Genomic DNA, 16928 nt, shown 5'->3' with positions numbered 1-16928 from the left:
ATGCATGGCGCCGAGGTCACGGAAGCCCCCGTCCATGCCGCCGCGCGCGTCGCGGCCGACAAGCCGCTCCTGCGCTTCATCACCTGCGGCTCGGTGGACGACGGCAAGTCGACGTTGATCGGCCGTCTGCTCTATGACGCCGATCTCGCGCCCGACGATCTCATCGCGGCGCTCGAGGCCGATTCGCGCAAGCACGGCACGCAAGGAGACGATCTCGATTTCGCGCTGCTCGTCGACGGTCTCGCCGCCGAGCGCGAGCAGGGCATCACCATCGATGTCGCCTACCGTTACTTCGCGACCGACAAGCGCAAGTTCATCGTCGCCGACACGCCCGGCCACGAGCAATACACCCGCAACATGGCGGTCGGCGCCTCGACGGCTGACCTCGCCATTCTGCTTGTCGACGCCCGCAAGGGCATTCTGCCGCAGACGCGCCGCCACAGCGTCATCACCTCCATGTTCGGCGTGCGCCATGTCGTCGTCGCCGTCAACAAGATGGACCTCGTCGGCTACGGCGAGGACGTCTTCCGCAAGATCGAGGCGGATTTCCGGGAATTCGCCAAGAACCTGCGCTTCGCCTCCGTCTATGTCCTGCCGCTCGTCGCCAAGGACGGCGACAATCTCGTGCGCGACGGCGCCGCCAACATGCCGTGGCACGACGGGCCGCCGCTGCTCAGCTATCTCGAAGGCGTCGCCATCGAGGATGTGATGCGCTTCGCGCCCTTCCGCATGCCGGTCCAATGGGTGAACCGTCCGAATCTCGATTTCCGCGGGTTCTCCGGCTTTATCAGCGGCGGCAATGTCCGTCCCGGCGATATCGTGCGCATCTTGCCGTCGGGCCGCGACACCCGCGTCTCCCGCATCGTCACCTATGACGGCGATCTCGACAGCGCGGTTTCCGGGCAGTCCGTGACGATCACGCTCGCCGAGGAAATCGACTGCTCGCGCGGCGATCTCCTCTGCTCGCCGGTCTCTCCGGCGAAAGTCGGCGACCGGCTGGAGGCGAAGCTGCTCTGGCTCGTGCGCGATCCGCTGGTCCTGGGCAAGAGCTATCTCTTGAAGATCGGCGCGAAGACGACGCCCGCGAAAGTCAGCGCGGTCGACGCGCGCATCGAGATCGAGTCCGGCCTCGCCGCGCCCCTGCCCGAGGGCGAGACGCTCGCCTTCAACGAAATCGGCGAGGCGAAACTCTCGCTCGAAACCGTTGTCGCCTGCGACCCTTATGTCGAAAATCGAGAAACGGGCGGATTCATTCTCATTGACCGCATCACCAATGAGACGGTCGCGGTCGGCATGGTGAAGACGGTCGCCGCAGCCGAGCGCCGCCTGGACGCGCCCCTGACCGACATCAGCTACGCCTCGATGGAGGGCGTCGCCGTGGAGCGCGAGGCTTTCCGCCCGACGCGGCGGCGCAGCCTCGCCAAGGCTTTCTCCTGGCTCGTTCCGGCTAGCCTTTCGACTTTCGCGATCCTCTACGCCTTCCTTCAGGATGCGCGGCTTGCGGGGGAGATCACCGGCGTCGAGATGGTCGCGATCCTCGCGCTGTATTATTTCCACGAGCGCTTCTGGACGCGATACGCCTACGGGCTCGCGAGCGGGAAGCGAACCGGCGGCGATCCGGGCCTGTGACGACCCTGAAAGGCGCTCTTCGGAGCGCCTTCTCTTTTCAGTGCGCTTCGTCCCAATTCTTCGCCGCGCGCGCGTCGACATGCAGCGGCACGCTCATGTGCACGGCGGGGAGCGGCGCCTGCTCCATGATGCGGCGCGCGACCGCGATCGTCGCTTCGGCTTCCGCCTCTGGCGCCTCGAAGACAAGTTCGTCATGGACCTGCAACAGCATTTGCGCCGAGAGGCCCGCCTCTGTGAGCGCGTCGTCCATGCGCGCCATGGCGCGGCGGATTATGTCGGCGGCCGCGCCCTGAATTGGCGCATTGATCGCCGCGCGCTCGTAAAAGGCGCGGTCTGACGGATTCGCAGACGCGATGCGCGGGAAATGGCAGGTGCGGCCGAAGATGGTCGTGACGCACATCTTCTCGCGCACGGCTTTCTTGGTCGCCTCCATATAGTCGCGGATGCCGGGGAAGCGCTCGAAATAGCGCTTGATGTAGGCCGCCGCCTCCTCGCGCGGGATGGAGAGCTGATTGGCGAGGCCGAAGGCCGAAATGCCGTAGATGATGCCGAAATTGATCGCCTTGGCGCGGCGGCGCACTTCGGGCGGCATGTCCTTCACCGGCGCGCCGAACATTTCTGACGCCGTCATCGCGTGAATGTCGACCCCATCCGCGAAGGCCTTCTTCAGCTGCGGAATGTCTGCGATATGCGCCAGCAGGCGAAGCTCGATCTGCGAGTAATCCGCGCTGATGAGCACATGGCCGGGCGCGGCGACGAAAGCCTTGCGGATCTTGCGCCCCGCCTCGTTGCGCGCGGGGATATTCTGGAGATTGGGCTCGGACGACGAGAGACGCCCCGTCGTGGTCGCCGCGAGCGAATAGCTCGTGTGCACGCGGCCCGTCTCCTTGTTCACGAAGCCGGGCAGGGCGTCGGCGTAGGTGCTCTTCAGTTTCGAGAGCTGGCGCCAGTCGAGAATGCGGCGGGCGAAGGCGTTGCCTTCCGTCGCGAGGTCCTCGAGCACGCTTGCCGAGGTCGACCAAGCGCCGGTCGCGGTTTTCTTCGCGCCGGGCAGGCCCATCTTGCCGAAGAGAATGTCGCCCAATTGCTTGGGCGAGCCGAGATTGAAGCTCTCGCCGGCAAGTTCGAAAATCTCCGCCTCGAGCCGCGCCATGTCCTGCGCGAATTCGCCGGAGAGTCGCGACAGCATCTGCCGGTCGATGGCGACCCCGCGCCGCTCCATGCGCGCGAGCGTCGCGACCATGGGCCGCTCGAGCGTCTCATAAACGGCGGTCTTTTGTTCGGCCGCGAGTCGCGGTCGCAACGCGCGCCACAGGCGTAGCGCGACATCCGCGTCTTCGGCGGCGTATTCCGTCGCCCTGTCGAGCGCCACGCGCGCGAAGCCGATGAAATTGCGGCCCGAGCCCGCAACGGAGGCAAAGGAAATATTCTCGTGGCCGAGATGTTTCTGCGCCAGTTCGTCGAGCCCGTGATTGTTGCGGCCCGTGTCGAGCGCATAGGAAATCAGCATCGTGTCCTCGATCGGCGCGACGTCGATCCCGTAGCGCGAGAGCACGAGCATGTCGTATTTCATGTTGTGCGCGATCTTGAGAACCGCATCGTCCTCGAGAAGCGGCTTCAGCGTCTCGATCGCCGCGTCGAGCGGAATCTGTCCCGCGACGAGCGCCGCGCCGCCGAAGAGGCCGCCGTCGCCGGAGTCGCGATGCTGGAGCGGGATGTAGCAGGCGCAACCCGGCCCGAGCGCCAGAGAAACGCCGACGAGTTCGCAGCTCATCGGATCGAGGGAGGTCGTCTCCGTGTCGAGAGCGACGAACCCCGCCTCGAAGGCGTCGGCGACCCATTTGGCCAGCCGATCGACCGACAGGACGGTTTCATAGGCCGAGCGATCGATCTTCGTCGCGAGCGCTTCGGCCTTGCGCGCGGCGGCGAGCGACGCGGGCGAATGCGCGGCGCGCGCGGCATCGTCGGCGGCGGGCGCAGGCGGCGCGCGCTTTTGCGAGGGCGCCGCCGCATGATCGACTTCGCCATTGCGCGCGCGCCAGCCCGCTGGGCCAACGAAATGTGGGTCAGGCGCGATCTCTCCCGCATCGACCCCGTAAAGCTCTGCGACGCGCCGCGTGATGGTCGTGAACTCCATCGCCTGCAAAAAGGAAACGAGCGCTTTCGCATCGGGCTCGTGCAGGCCGAGATCCTCCAGTTTCGTCTCCACCGGGACGTCGCGCACGAGTTCGACGAGCTTCTTCGACAAGCGGATGAGCCTGACGGCCTCGGGATCGGTCAGCGCCTCGCGCCGCTTGGGCTGCTTGATGCCTGGCGCTTTCGCCAGCAGCGTTTCGAGGTCGCCGTATTCATTGATGAGCTGCGCGGCGGTCTTGACGCCGATGCCCTTGGCCCCTGGCACATTGTCAGTCGAATCGCCGGCGAGCGCCTGTACGTCGGCCACCTTGTCGGGCGTCACGCCGAAATAATCGACCACTTCCGCTTCCGTGATCAACCGCTCCTCGCGCGCGCCCTTGGCCCCCGCGGCGCCCGACGCCGGATCGTACATGGTCACGCCCGGACCGACGAGCTGCATGAGGTCCTTGTCGGCCGAAACGATGAGGACGTCGGCGCCTTTCTCGCGCGCCTGCCTGGCGTAGGTCGCTATGAGATCATCCGCCTCGTAACGGTCCTGCTCGATCGGCGTGAGACCGAAGGCGCGCACGGCCGCGCGCATCAGCGGAAATTGCGGAACGAGATCCTCCGGCGGCTCGGCGCGGTTGGCCTTGTAGTCGGGGTAGATCTCCTTGCGGAAACTGTTCTCGCTCTTGTCGAAGACGATGGCGAGATGGGTGGGCTTCACGCCTGCGGCGCCCTCGCGCACGAATTGCAGGAGCTTCGTGCAGAAAAGGCGGACGGCGCCGGTCGGCAGCCGGTCCGAGCGATAATTGTATTTTGCATCCTGCCGGATCGACTGGAAATAGGCGCGGAAGACGAAGGAGGAGCCGTCGACGAGGAAGACGTGGCTGCCGGGGCCGACGGGTTTGTGCGTGAGGGTCATGGGCGCATCTTAGCCGTCCCGGCCGTCTCCGTCTTGCGTCAGAGAAGGGCGACGGCGCGTCAAGCCCGAAATGGGGAAACCCGCCATTTCCAGAGAGACGATTATGGCGCAATGATGGCGAAAAGACGTTTGATTTTTGGCGAGAACTGAATAGTATTCCCGCATTAAGTTTTTTGGGCCGAATTTTATGGAGGTATGTAATGAATCGAACGGCTCGTCTTTTGCTCGCGGCCTCGCTGGCGGCGCCATGGGTTTCAGAGCCCGCGGACGCGGCGACGCTTTCCGGAACGCTGACGATGACGATCAATGTCACGCTGCGCGTGCCCGGGAAGGGCTACACGATGGTCAATTGCTCGGCGCACGCCTACCTCGTTCCCCCGACGGGCGCGACCGTCAACCTGTCGGCGACGCTGCCCTTTTCGTGGATGACGAGAGCGGCGACCCAATCGAGCAATGCGGTCGCGAGCCATGCTTACAAGACGACCGGTTCGACGATCGCCGGAACGCCGCCAACGCCCACGTCGGCAGGGACCGTGACTGCCGCGAAATGCGTGGTGACGGTGCCCTATACCTTCAGCAACCCCAATGCGAGCCTTCAGAATATCGCGGTCGTCTATTCCGCTACGGTGACGGATCCCGGCGCCATCGTGAGCGGCGCCTTGGTCTTTCCCGGCCATCCGGGCGGAAAGACCAAACAGGTCGTGCAAATCGCCGCGCCGCCCGCCGGCGGCGCCATCGCCGCGACCGCGAACATTACCCTGTAGCGATAAAGGGGGGGAGGGCGCTCCCCTCCCCGTTTGCCGGGCTCAGGCGAGACGCCCCAGCGCCGCCGTCAGTTTCTCGATGCGCGCCCTTGTTTCGTCGAGGCGCTCCTTGTGCTCCTCGATCACCTCCTCGCCGGCCTTGGCGAGGAAGCCGGGATTGCCGAGCTTGGCGTCGAGCTTTTTCGCCTCGCCATCGAGTTTGCCGATCTCCTTGGAGAGGCGCGCCTTCTCGGCGGCAAGGTCGATGACGCCTTCGAGCGGAATGGCGGCGACGCCGCCGCGCACGATGATCTGGGCGGAGGATTTCGGCGCAGCCTCCGCGAAGCCGATTTTCGATTGGCGCGCGAGCTTGCGGATCGTCTCCTCCCAGCGCGCGGCGCGCACCCGAAGGGCCGCATCGGCGCCGATGAGCAGCAACTCGGTCTCGACGGCGAGATTCATCTCGGCGCGCAGCGAGCGAATTTCCGAAATGAGGTCCACGACCCAGCCGATCTCGCTCTCGGCCTCGGCGTCCTCGAGACCTTCCAGAGACGGCCATTGCGCCAGAGCCAGCAGGCTTTCGCGCTCGGGCCCCTCTGCGCCCTTGATCGCCCACAGCTCCTCGGTGATGAAGGGCATGAAGGGATGGAGCAGCGCATAGATCTGGTCGAGCACGAAGGCGGTCGTCGCTCGCGTCTCGTCCTTCTCCGCGCCGTCGGCGCCGGTGAGGAGAGGCTTGGTCAGCTCCACATACCAGTCGCAGAAGACGTTCCAGACGAAGCGATAGGCGGCGCCCGCCGCCTCGTTGAAGCGATAGGCGTCGATCGCCGCGCTCACCTCGCGCACCGTGCGCGCCGCCTCAGTGACGATCCAGCGATTGAGCGTGATCTTGTTGGCGCGCGGGTCATAGCCGGCGACGCGCGCGCAGCCGTTCATCTCAGCGAAGCGCGAGGCGTTCCAGAGCTTCGTCGCGAAGTTCCGATAGCCTTCCACGCGCTGCGTCGAGAGCTTGATGTCGCGCCCCTGCGCCGCCATCGCCGCGAGCGTGAAGCGCAGCGCATCCGCGCCATATTCGTCGATGAGATGCAGCGGGTCGATGACATTGCCCTTCGACTTCGACATCTTCGCGCCCTTTTCGTCGCGGACGAGCGCGTGGATATAAACGTCGCGGAAGGGGATTTCCTTCTTGAAGTGCAGGCCCATCATCATCATGCGGGCGACCCAGAAGAAGATGATGTCAAAGCCCGTGACGAGCACATTCGTCGGATAGAAGCGGGCGAGTTCCGGCGTCTCGTCAGGCCAGCCCAGCGTCGAGAAGGGCCACAGCGCCGAGGAGAACCAGGTGTCGAGCACGTCCTCGTCGCGCGTGAGCGTCACGTCCGCGCCGGTGCGCGAGCGTGCGGCGACATGGGCGGCTTCCTCCGTCTCCTCGACATAGACATTGCCGTCTTCGTCGTACCAGGCGGGAATGCGATGGCCCCACCAGAGCTGGCGCGACACGCACCAGGGCTGGATGTTCACGAGCCAGTCGAAATAAGTCTTTTCCCAGTTCTTCGGCACGAAGGCCGTACGCCCCTCGCGCACGGCGGCGAGCGCCGGCTGGGCGAGCGTCTTGGCGTCGACATACCACTGGTCGGTCAGTCGCGGCTCCAGCACGGCCTGCGAACGGTCGCCGTGCGGGACCATGTGTTTGTGGTCGTCGACGCCGTCGAGGAGGCCCTGCGCCTCCATCATCTCGACGACGAGCTTGCGCGCGGCGAAGCGGTCATGGCCGTCGAACGCGGCGACGGTTGCGGCGAGTTCTGCGGAGGGCTCCACGCCCTCGTGGAATTCGGCGTTGGCGCCGAGCGCCATGCGCGCCTGCGCGTCGAGCACATTGATGAGGCGCAGTCCGTGGCGCTTGCCGACGTCGAAGTCGTTGAAGTCGTGCGCGGGGGTGATCTTCACCGCGCCCGTGCCTTTTTCCGGATCGGAATAGTCGTCCGCCACAACGGGGATCAAACGCCCGACGAGCGGCAGGCGCAGCTTCCTGCCGACAAGCGCCTTGTAGCGCTCGTCCTCGGGATGCACGGCCACGGCCGTGTCGCCGAGCATGGTCTCGGGCCGCGTCGTGGCGACGACGATGAATTCGCCCGTCTCCTTGCCCGCGTCGTCGACAACCGGATATTTGAAACGCCAGAGATGGCCCTTGACCTCGATCTGCTGCACTTCGAGATCGGAGATCGCCGTGTGCAGCACGGGATCCCAATTGACGAGGCGCTTGTCCTTGTAAAGCAGCCCGTCGCGATAGAGCTGCACGAAGACTTTCGCCACCGCGCGCGACAGGCCTTCATCCAGCGTGAAACGCTCGCGCGACCAGTCGCAGGAGGCGCCGAGGCGCTTCAACTGCTCGACGATCTTGCCGCCGGACTCGGCCTTCCACGACCAGACGCGTTCGAGGAATTTTTCGCGGCCCATCTCGCGGCGGCCAGGCTCCTTGCGCTCCATGAGCTGGCGCTCGACGACCATCTGCGTCGCGATGCCGGCGTGATCCGTGCCCGGCTGCCACAGCACGTCCTCGCCCTTCATGCGGTGATAGCGCACGAGAATGTCCTGCAGCGTATTGTTGAGCGCATGGCCCATATGCAGGCTGCCGGTGACGTTGGGCGGCGGGATGACGATGGAGTAGGGCGCGGCGCCCGCGCGCTCGGGACGCCCGGCGCGGAAGGCTTGCGCCTCTTCCCAGGTCTCGCGGATGCGGCTCTCGATGGAGCGGGGGTCGAAGGTCTTTTCCATGGTCATCTGGTAAGCCGGGCGTTTGTAAAAAATCCCTCCCCGTAAAGGGGAGGGACGGGAAGCCCGCAGATTGCGGCTCTTTACGCGAGCTGCTTGATTGCGCTCTTGCCGGCGTAGATCGCCGCCTCGCCCAGCTCTTCCTCGATGCGGATGAGCTGGTTGTATTTGGCGATCCGGTCGGAGCGGGCGAGCGAGCCGGTCTTGATCTGGCCGCAGTTCAGCGCAACCGCGAGATCGGCGATCGTCGAGTCTTCCGTCTCGCCGGAGCGATGCGACATCACGCTCGTGTAGCCGGCGCGATGCGCCATATCGACGGCCGAAATCGTCTCGGTGAGCGAGCCGATCTGGTTGACCTTCACGAGCAGCGAATTGGCGACGCCATTCTTGATTCCGTCGGACAGGCGGGCGACGTTGGTGACGAAATTGTCGTCGCCGACGAGCTGAATCTTCTTGCCGAGTTCGCGGGTGAGCGCCTGCCATCCTGCGAGGTCGTCCTCGGACATGCCGTCCTCAATCGAAATGATCGGATAGGCGCCGGCGAGCTTGGCGAGATAAGCCACCTGCTCGTCGATCGAGCGCGTCACCCCCTCGCCCTCATAGACATATTTGCCGTCCTTGAAGAATTCGCTCGCCGCGCAGTCGGCGGCGAGATGCACGTCGACGCCGGGCTTGAAGCCCGCGTCTTGAATCGCCTTCATGATGAAGTCGAGCGCCGCCTCGGCGGAGGGCAGGTTCGGCGCGAAGCCGCCTTCGTCGCCCACCGACGTGGCCAGGCCCGCCTTTTTGAGGGCGCTCTTCAGCGTGTGGAAAATCTCCGCGCCCCAGCGGATGCCGTCGCGCACGCTCTCGGCGCCTGTCGGCATGATCATGAATTCCTGAAAGTCGATGGGGTTGTCCGCATGGACGCCGCCGTTGACGATGTTCATCATCGGCGTGGGCAGAACGCGCGCCTGCACGCCGCCGACATAGCGGTAGAGAGGCAGCGCCGAGGCTTCCGCCGCAGCCTTGGCGACCGCGAGCGAGACGCCGAGAATGGCGTTGGCGCCGAGCCGGCTCTTGTTCGGCGTGCCGTCGAGCTTGATCATCGCCTGGTCGACGCCGACCTGATCCTCGGCGTCGAGGCCGAGCAGGGCGCCGGCAATCTCGTCGTTGACGTTGTCGACGGCCTGCAGCACGCCCTTGCCGAGATAGCGGCCCTTGTCGCCATCGCGCTTTTCCACAGCCTCGTGGGCGCCCGTCGAGGCGCCGGAAGGCACCGCGGCGCGGCCCGAGGAGCCATCCTCCAGCGTCACATCGACCTCGACGGTCGGATTTCCGCGCGAGTCGAGAATTTCACGGGCGTGGATGTCGATGATCTCGGTCATATATCAGCCTCTTTTTGTCGCGGCGCGGAGCAGCGCCGCCTTTTAGCCCTATTAGGCGGCGCGGAAAAGCCTCGACGCGACGATTGCGCCCGGCGGTTCAGCCGGTTTTGCGCATAAAGCTTGTGCGGCGCGGGAAATTGACGCCCCCGAAAGCGATTGACTGGCGCGGCCCGGCCGCTACCCTTGAGCTATATCAAAGACAAAATGCGGGTCGGCCTATTTTCCCGACTTTCCGTCAGGCGAGGCGCCGGAAGACCAGGATCGACTGCGCGAAACAGACAATTCCGCGGGGAGACGAACGATGGCGTCCGGAAATTATGTCACGCGCGCGGCGGCGAAAATCGCCGCCGCGGCGCTCTGCCTGTCGACGGGCGCTTTTGCGCAGACGGCCGAGCATACGGCGGCCGTCAAGGCGGTCTTCGACAAGTCGCCCGTGCGCGCGGGAAGCTGCGCGCCCGTGTCTGAAGATTTCATGGGCTGGCCGGCGGCGCTCGTGCAGCGCTGCGAATATCCGCAGGGCGTCGCTTATGTGCTCGACGTCAAGCCCGAAGCCATGGCCAAATGGATCGAGACCGGCTGCAACGCGCACATGTCCGGCGTCGCCGCCTGCTTCGATCGTATGCTGAAATGCGCGGTCGAGAAGTCGAGCGCCACTTTCGTCATCGGCGGCAATCTCGCGGCCGAACGAAAGGGCGCGGTGACGAACATGTTCTACCGCAACGGCGTCGTCATCGCCGCGCCGCAAAACGGCAAGACGGACGCCGTGCCGGTCGCAGACCAGGAAAAGCTCGCCCGGATCCCCGAGTCGGGCGTGGAGGCCATGCAGGGCGGCGGGGCGGTCGCCTTCTGGCACACAATGCCGTTCCAGTTCGCGGTGAAGGCGATCGACATCGGCGTGCCGGCCGAGATGAACACGCCGGACCGGCGGCAGAAATGGCTCGAGGTCATCCGCGCCGAGATGCTGGCGGCGCTGAAGACGGACGGCAACCGCTTCCTCTCGGGCTGGATGACCGCGCATCCGATCACCCTGCGGACGGGAGAATGCGCGGACGACCGCGATCCGTAGCCGGTCGCTTGACGCTGGCGGCGCGGCGTTATCTTTAGGGGCGCATGACCAAGATCCATCAAGGCGCGCTTCTCCTTGGCGAGAAGGCTCCGCTGCCCGCTTCCCCCGATGAGGCCGAACTCGACCTCGTCCCCAATCCGCACAGGGACGCGACCTACCTCGTGCGCTTCACCGCGCCCGAGTTCACCTCGCTCTGTCCTGTGACGGGCCAGCCGGATTTCGCCCATATCGTCATCGACTATGCGCCCGACGAAAAGCTTGTCGAGTCGAAGTCCCTGAAACTCTATCTCGGGAGCTACCGGAATCACGGCGCCTTCCATGAGGACTGCACGGTGCGCATCGGCCGCGACCTCGTCGGCGCCATGAAGCCGAAATGGCTGCGTATCGCCGGCTACTGGTATCCGCGGGGCGGCATTCCGATCGACGTCTTCTGGCAGACCGGCCCGGCGCCGGAGGGGCTGTGGCTGCCCGATCAGGGCGTGCCGCCGTACCGGGGACGGGGCTGAGGCGCAAAAGCAAGATATTTTCGGAGTTGGCAGGGTTTTCCCGGATTGACTGGGGAGCCGCGCGAGCGCAGCGTCGACGTCGGGAGGCAGAGTCGCTGTGAGCACGCCACACCCATTCGACGACCAGAGCGTCTGGCGCGATCTCGGGGAAAAGGCGCGGTCCGAGATAAGAAACGCCATGCGCCTGCGGCGGGTCTTCCGCGGCGAGACGCTGATCGAGCAGGGGGCGCCGTCGCTGACCCTGTATATTGTCGATTTCGGACTGTTCGAAGTGCGGAACGCCGCAAACGGCCAGGCGCTCGCCGAGATCGGGAAAGATCAGCTGATTGGCGAGATGGGATTTTTTTCCGGCGAGCCGCGCAACGCCTCGGTTGTGGCGCTACGCGACTCGGCGGTGCTCGAAATCGACCGGTCGGCTTTCGACGCGCTCTCGGCGCGGGTGCCGGAGGTGCAGCGGGCGATTGCGCGGGCGCTCGCGAGACGTCTCGCGCGGCTCGCGGAAATCCTGCGCAAGGGCGCGGCGTCGCGTCAGGCGCGGCCGAGCCGGGTTGTCGCCGTCGTCGGCGCCGGCTCAGGGGGGCTGCCGGAGTCCTTCGTCCGAACGTTGCGCCGGACGACAGTCGCCTGCGAGCGCGCCTGTTTCATCGATCCTTCCGACGCCGAAGGCCGTTTCGGACGCGGGCCGATCGACCGCCACGTCGTCGCGAACTGGCTTGCGGACATCGAGCGAAATCACGATCTCGTCGTCTGCGTCGCGGACGAGTCGCTGACCGACTGGACGAGAATCGCGCTTCATTCGGCCGATCAGGCGCTTCTTGTCGTCTCCGGTCCTCCGAGTGAACTCAACGGCGTCGAAGCCTATGCTTTCGAGATTTTCCCGCCGGCCCGTAGACGACTGGTCCGGCTGCACACGCGGCGGACAGGGCTCGTCGAACCGACGGCGCCCTGGCTGCGGCGTCGGGACGTCTTCATGGTGCACCACCTGTCGCAAGAGGATGACGCGGACTTCAACAGCCTGCTGCGCTTCCTCGGCGGGCGTGCGATCGGCTTCGTTGGCGGCGGCGGCGGCGCTTTCGGTCTTTCGCATATCGGCCTGTATCGGGCCTTCAGCGAGGCGGGGATCGCCTTCGACATTCACGGCGGGAGCAGCGTCGGCGCCGCAATGGCCGCCGCATTCTCCAAGCTCTCGACGCCGGAGGACATCGAGGCCGGCGTACATGAGATTTTCGTGCGGCGCGGGGCGATGCGGCGGCTGGCGCTCCCGCTGTATGGCTTGCTCGATCACACCGTCTTGGACCGAGCCCTCCGGCAGGTCTATGGCGCAGCCGGGATCGAAGACCTCTGGAGGCCCTTCTTCGCCGTGGCGACGGACCTTTCGACCTTCGTCACGCGCGTCATTCGCACCGGTCCCATCTGGGAGGCGATCCGCGCCTCTTGCGCCATTCCCGGCGTTCTGCCGCCTTTTTTCGACCGCGACGGGCACATGCTGGTCGATGGCGGGGTCGTCGACAACGTGCCCACGCGAATCATGAACGCGCTCAAATCCGGGCCGAACGTGGTGGTGGATTTGGCGCCGCTCGGCCGGCCGAATTACGATTGCGCCTATCCGTCGATCCCCGGCAGGTGGGAGCTTCTCGCGCGCATTCTCAATCCGCTGTCCTGGCGGAAGCTGCCGCGCTGCCCAAGTCCGGCGAGCGTCATCCAGCAAAGCCTGTTCGGCAACATCCGTGACGAACCGACCCCCGCGGGCGCGCAGGATCTCGTGCTTCATCCGCCCCCGCTGCCGGGCGCGAGCGTGTTGAACTGGGATCGTCACGGCGAGGCGATCGACGCCGCGCATAAATGGGCGCGTGAGCGCATCGAGCGGCTGCGAAGCCAGGGCGACTCCGTTTTGACCGCAATGGAGCGCCTGTCCCGGTCGCCCTGAGGCGCTGAAAGGGGAGAGCGGATTGGCGGACCGCCGGCGCGAAATCCGGGACGGCGGCGTCAGGGCTCCCGGCGTTTCTTGGTCAATCGGTCGATCTCGACGAGCGCCTCGATCATCCCCTCCAGCTCCCGCAACGGCGCCTGCGTCTCCCTGTCCGAGACCGCGGCGTCCGGGTCCGGATGCGTCTCGAGGAACAGGCCCGCCACCCCCACCGCCACGGCCGCGCGGGCCAGCGTCGCGACGAAGCGCCGCTCGCCGCCCGAGGACGCCCCGCGTCCGCCCGGATGCTGCGCCGAGTGGGCGGCGTCGAAAATCACAGGCGCGCCTGTCTCGGCGAGGATCGGCAGAGCCCGCATGTCCGAGACGAGCGTATTGTAGCCGAAGCTCGCGCCCCGCTCGGTGACGATGACGCCCGAAGCCCCGGCCGCGCGCGCTTTCTCGACGGCGTGGATCATGTCCCAGGGCGCGAGGAACTGGCCTTTCTTGATGTTGACCGGCCGCCCCGTCCGCGCCGCCGCGACGATGAGATCGGTCTGCCGGCAGAGAAAGGCCGGGATTTGCAACAGGTCCACGGCCTCCGCGACGCGCGCGCATTGCCAGCTCTCATGCACGTCCGTCGTGATCGGCAAGCCGGTCGTTTCCCGGATCTCCGCGAAGATCGGCAAGGCGGCGTCCAGCCCGACGCCGCGCGGCGCGTCGCCGCTCGTGCGGTTCGCCTTGTCGAACGAGGCCTTGAAAACGACTCCGATCGAGAGCCTGTCGGCGAGGCGGGCGAGCGCCTGCGCCGTCGCGAGCGCCGTCTCGCGGCTTTCCAGCGCGCAGGGGCCGGCGATCAGCGTCAGCGGGAGGTCGTTTCCAAAGGCGGCGCAGCGGGCGCCGGCGCCGATTTCGACAATGTTCATGGTCTCCCCTCCCGTCATTGGGTCAGCCGCGCGACTTCCGCGCGCAGCGCCGGCAGAACCTCCGCCTCGAACCAGGGGTTCCTTTTCAGCCAGCCCGTATTGCGCCACGAGGGGTGGGGCAGAGGAAAGACGCGCGGCTTCGTCGCCTGAAACTCCCGCCAGCGCGCCACGGTTCGGGAGACGTTCGCGCCTTTCGGCAGCGCGTGGCCCAGCCGGGCGAAGTGATAGTCCTGCGCATAGCGGCCGATGGCGAGCACCGTTTCGATCTGAGGCAGTTCGGCGAAAAGCGCGTCGTGCCAGAGCCGCCGGCATTCGGGGCGCGGCGGCAGGTCCCCGCCCGCCGCGTCATTGCCGGGAAAGCAGAAGCCCATGGGCGCGATGGCGATCCGGGCCTCGTCGTAGAAGGTCTCGCGGCCGATCCCCATCCAGTCGCGCAGCCGCTCGCCGGAGGGGTCGTTGAAGGGAACGCCCGTGAGATTGACGAGGTTGCCCGGAGCCTGGCTCGCGACGAGCAACCGCGCCGTGGCCGAGACGCGGAGCACTGGCCGTGGCGCATGCGGCAGGGGGGAAGGCCCCTCGGCGCAGGCGCGGCAGGCGCGAATCCGCGCCGCGATCTCCTCCAGACGCCCGGACGAACACTGCGCCATCACGCCGCCGCGCTCGGCCGCGCCCCGACCTCCCGCCGCCAGCGGGCGAGGTTCGGAAGATCGCGGGGAACCTCGATGCGCGCGAGCTTGGTCAGCTCCATGGCGACGAAAGCGGTGATGTCGGCGATGGTGAAGTCGCCGCCCGCGACGAAGGGCCGTCCGGCGAGTTCGGCGTCGAGGAAGCGCATCGCCGCCACGGCGCGGGGGCGCTGCGCGGCGGCGAATTCCGGCAGTTGCGGCTGCTCCAGCACGGCGAGCCGCGGGTGCGTGTGGCGAAAGACATGCGCCACGGGGGCCAGGAGCTGGAACTCCATCCGCCGCTGCCACATCTCCACGACGGCCTGCTCGCGGCCGCCGCGGCCGAACAGCGCGGGCTCCGGGTGAAGATGCTCCAGATAGCGGCAGATCGCGACCGACTCCGTCAAAACCGTCCCGTCGTCCAGCTCGAGCGCGGGCACGCCGCTCAGAGGGTTAATGCGTTTATAATCGTCGCGCTTGTGTTCGAGCGCCATCAGATCGATCGCGCGCGTGGGCAGCGAGATCCCCTTTTCGGCCATGAACATGCGCAAGCGCTTGGGATTCGGCGCGTGCGGCGTGTCATAGAGAAGCATCGGTTCCCCTTTCCTCCGGCGTCGGAGCGTGGCGCCAATATGGTCGAAAACATGGCGATTTGTGAGGGGCCTGTTAATGTTTCCGGGGAATTATCGCCACTGTCCGTTTCTTTCCGAGTTTCGTTCCGCGTGCGTGTGAAGAATGAGTGAAGTCACCGCCGAAATGATCGAACGCGGCCGCGGCGTCGATCCGCAGACCGCGACGCAGAAGCGCCGCCTGGGCGCGCGGGTGCGGCAGGCCCGCGAGCGCCTGACAACTTCCGACACCGGTCATCGCGGCACTGATCTGGAACTGCTGCGCGCCTATGCGGAGACGCGAACCAATTCGGCGGTCTCGGCGATCGCGCTCATCCTGATGATGTCGATCCTCGCGCTCTACTGGCTGCCGCCGCAGCGGGTGATCGTCTGGGCCGTTCTCGCCTTCTCGAGCCTCATCCTGTGCTACGGGATGGCGAAAAGCCTCCAGTCCTACGACGACGCCAAAATCACCGTGAAGCAATGGCGCACAAAATTCGTCGCCACCGAACTCGTGCACGGGATCGTCTGGGCCGGCGTCGCGGCGATGCTGCTCGGCGTCAAGGATCCGAACGCGCGAACCCTCGTCGTCGTGATGCTGCTCCTGTCGTCGGCGTTCAACACGATGGTGACGGCGACCGTGCCGGCCGCGGTCTATGCGGCGATCATTCCGATCTCCTTCACGGCGATCGGCTTTATCGCATATGTCAACCGGGGCGCGGGCGAGACGTTCGTCGCGCTTCTCGCCATCGTCGCGGCGACGCAGGTCTTTTTCTACGTTTTGGCCAAGCGCTTCCATCAACTCGCGTCGGAGAGCCTGTTTTTCCGGGCCGAGAAGAACGAACTGATCACAGAGCTGGAGCAGGCCAAGGCCAATTCGGACGAAGCGCGACGACGCGCGGAAGAAGCCAATCTCGCCAAGTCGCGATTCCTCGCGACCATGAGCCACGAATTGCGCACGCCGCTCAACGCCATTCTCGGCTTTTCAGAAGTGCTCAAGGGCGAGCTTTTCGGCCCCCACGCCAATCCGGCCTATCGCGACTATTCGAACGACATTCACTCCAGCGGCCAGCATCTCCTGATGCTCATCAACGAGATTCTCGACCTCTCGCGCGTTGAGGCGGGGCGCTACGAACTGAAGGAGGAGAGCGTCTCGCTCGTCGGCGTCGCGCAGGAATGCCGCCATCTGTTGACGATCCGCGCGCAGAAGCGCGACATCAAGTTGATCGAGGCGGTCGAGCCGAGCCTCCCGCGCATCTGGGCCGATGAACGCGCGGTGCGGCAGGTGGTGCTGAACCTCCTGACCAACGCGATCAAATTCACGCCGCAAGGCGGACAGGTGACTCTGAAGGTCGGCTGGACCAGCGCCGGCGGGCAATATATCGCGATCAAGGACACCGGCCCCGGCATTCCCGAGGAGGAAATCGCCGTCGTCATGTCGTCCTTCGGACGCGGCACGCTCGCGCAGAAGAACGCCGACGAGGGAACGGGCCTCGGCCTGCCGATCGTGAAGGGGCTGGTCGACCTTCATGGCGGCCAGTTCATGCTCAAGTCGAAAGTGCGCGAGGGCACCGAGGCGATTGTCATTTTCCCGCCGCAACGGGTCATGAACGCATTGCCGAAATTCGAAACGCCCGCGAGCCAGAAAGCGCGTCGCCCGGCGGCGTGAACCGTCTTTCGCGCGCGCCAATTCCCTGCGCGCG

The 16928-nt window shown here is 65.9% G+C and carries 12 protein-coding genes; 6 read left to right on the top strand and 6 right to left on the bottom strand.

Annotated elements, in window-relative coordinates; genetic code table 11:
- Entirely contained in the window at positions 1 to 1629 is a 1629-nt protein-coding gene (gene cysN / locus ACV959_RS15280; protein ID WP_475737420.1) for a sulfate adenylyltransferase subunit CysN, read from the top strand.
- Positions 1630 to 1666: 37 nt separating this feature from the next.
- On the opposite strand, the gene polA is transcribed toward cysN, so the two are convergent.
- Complete coding sequence (gene polA / locus ACV959_RS15275; RefSeq protein ID WP_475737419.1) at positions 1667 to 4669, bottom strand: DNA polymerase I; 3003 nt, start codon at positions 4667 to 4669, stop codon at positions 1667 to 1669.
- Between the two features lie 200 nt (positions 4670 to 4869).
- Between polA and ACV959_RS15270 the strand changes: the two genes are divergently transcribed.
- Positions 4870 to 5433 (top strand): hypothetical protein, encoded by a 564-nt coding sequence (locus tag ACV959_RS15270; RefSeq protein ID WP_475737418.1) that lies wholly within the window; start codon positions 4870 to 4872, stop codon positions 5431 to 5433.
- 42 nt (positions 5434 to 5475) lie between these two features.
- Here the strand turns inward: ACV959_RS15270 and ACV959_RS15265 are convergent, their stop codons facing one another.
- Together ACV959_RS15265 and eno are read right to left on the bottom strand one after the other, a co-directional pair.
- A complete protein-coding gene (locus tag ACV959_RS15265; RefSeq protein WP_475739685.1) occupies positions 5476 to 8187 on the bottom strand; it encodes a valine--tRNA ligase in 2712 nt (903 codons plus the stop codon).
- Positions 8188 to 8267: 80 nt separating this feature from the next.
- Entirely contained in the window at positions 8268 to 9551 is a 1284-nt protein-coding gene (eno, locus tag ACV959_RS15260) for a phosphopyruvate hydratase (RefSeq protein ID WP_475737417.1), read from the bottom strand.
- A gap of 301 nt (positions 9552 to 9852) precedes the next feature.
- Between eno and ACV959_RS15255 the strand changes: the two genes are divergently transcribed.
- The 3 genes from ACV959_RS15255 (at position 9853) to ACV959_RS15245 (ending at position 13050) form a co-directional block, all read left to right on the top strand.
- Complete coding sequence (locus ACV959_RS15255) at positions 9853 to 10617, top strand: hypothetical protein (protein ID WP_475737416.1); 765 nt, start codon at positions 9853 to 9855, stop codon at positions 10615 to 10617.
- Positions 10618 to 10661: 44 nt separating this feature from the next.
- Positions 10662 to 11123: a preQ(1) synthase gene (queF, locus tag ACV959_RS15250; RefSeq protein ID WP_475737415.1), complete on the top strand. Its 462-nt coding sequence runs from the start codon at positions 10662 to 10664 to the stop codon at positions 11121 to 11123.
- 97 nt (positions 11124 to 11220) lie between these two features.
- Positions 11221 to 13050 (top strand): patatin-like phospholipase family protein, encoded by a 1830-nt coding sequence (locus ACV959_RS15245; protein WP_475737414.1) that lies wholly within the window; start codon positions 11221 to 11223, stop codon positions 13048 to 13050.
- A gap of 59 nt (positions 13051 to 13109) precedes the next feature.
- On the opposite strand, the gene kdsA is transcribed toward ACV959_RS15245, so the two are convergent.
- Genes kdsA through ACV959_RS15230 form a run of 3 tightly spaced genes read right to left on the bottom strand, consistent with a single transcriptional unit; the run spans position 13110 to position 15210 of the window.
- A complete protein-coding gene (gene kdsA, locus ACV959_RS15240; protein WP_475737413.1) occupies positions 13110 to 13952 on the bottom strand; it encodes a 3-deoxy-8-phosphooctulonate synthase in 843 nt (280 codons plus the stop codon).
- A 14-nt stretch (positions 13953 to 13966) separates the two neighbouring features.
- Positions 13967 to 14599 (bottom strand): uracil-DNA glycosylase family protein, encoded by a 633-nt coding sequence (locus ACV959_RS15235; protein ID WP_475737412.1) that lies wholly within the window; start codon positions 14597 to 14599, stop codon positions 13967 to 13969.
- Positions 14599 to 15210 carry a glutathione S-transferase family protein gene (locus tag ACV959_RS15230; RefSeq protein ID WP_475737410.1) on the bottom strand — a complete coding sequence of 204 codons (612 nt, stop codon included), beginning with the start codon at positions 15208 to 15210 and terminating at the stop codon, positions 14599 to 14601. The genes ACV959_RS15235 and ACV959_RS15230 overlap by 1 nt, the downstream gene beginning before the upstream one ends.
- A gap of 142 nt (positions 15211 to 15352) precedes the next feature.
- Here ACV959_RS15230 and ACV959_RS15225 point away from each other — a divergent pair, with 142 nt between their 5' ends.
- On the top strand, positions 15353 to 16894 hold the full coding sequence (locus ACV959_RS15225) for a sensor histidine kinase (RefSeq protein WP_475737409.1): 1542 nt from the start codon (positions 15353 to 15355) through the stop codon (positions 16892 to 16894).
- Positions 16895 to 16928 lie beyond the last annotated feature (34 nt).

Source organism: Methylocystis sp. Se48 (genome assembly GCF_056269425.1).
This window is presented reverse-complemented; position numbering and strand designations above follow the sequence as displayed.

Bases quoted from the DNA above. Each gene is read 5' to 3' on its own strand.
- cysN (WP_475737420.1), top strand. From the start codon at position 1: ATGCATGGCGCCGAGGTCACGGAAGCCCCCGTCCATGCCGCCGCGCGC.
- polA (WP_475737419.1), bottom strand. From the start codon at position 4,669: ATGACCCTCACGCACAAACCCGTCGGCCCCGGCAGCCACGTCTTCCTC.
- ACV959_RS15270 (WP_475737418.1), top strand. From the start codon at position 4,870: ATGAATCGAACGGCTCGTCTTTTGCTCGCGGCCTCGCTGGCGGCGCCA.
- ACV959_RS15265 (WP_475739685.1), bottom strand. From the start codon at position 8,187: ATGGAAAAGACCTTCGACCCCCGCTCCATCGAGAGCCGCATCCGCGAG.
- eno (WP_475737417.1), bottom strand. From the start codon at position 9,551: ATGACCGAGATCATCGACATCCACGCCCGTGAAATTCTCGACTCGCGC.
- ACV959_RS15255 (WP_475737416.1), top strand. From the start codon at position 9,853: ATGGCGTCCGGAAATTATGTCACGCGCGCGGCGGCGAAAATCGCCGCC.
- queF (WP_475737415.1), top strand. From the start codon at position 10,662: ATGACCAAGATCCATCAAGGCGCGCTTCTCCTTGGCGAGAAGGCTCCG.
- kdsA (WP_475737413.1), bottom strand. From the start codon at position 13,952: ATGAACATTGTCGAAATCGGCGCCGGCGCCCGCTGCGCCGCCTTTGGA.
- ACV959_RS15235 (WP_475737412.1), bottom strand. From the start codon at position 14,599: ATGGCGCAGTGTTCGTCCGGGCGTCTGGAGGAGATCGCGGCGCGGATT.
- ACV959_RS15230 (WP_475737410.1), bottom strand. From the start codon at position 15,210: ATGCTTCTCTATGACACGCCGCACGCGCCGAATCCCAAGCGCTTGCGC.
- ACV959_RS15225 (WP_475737409.1), top strand. From the start codon at position 15,353: ATGAGTGAAGTCACCGCCGAAATGATCGAACGCGGCCGCGGCGTCGAT.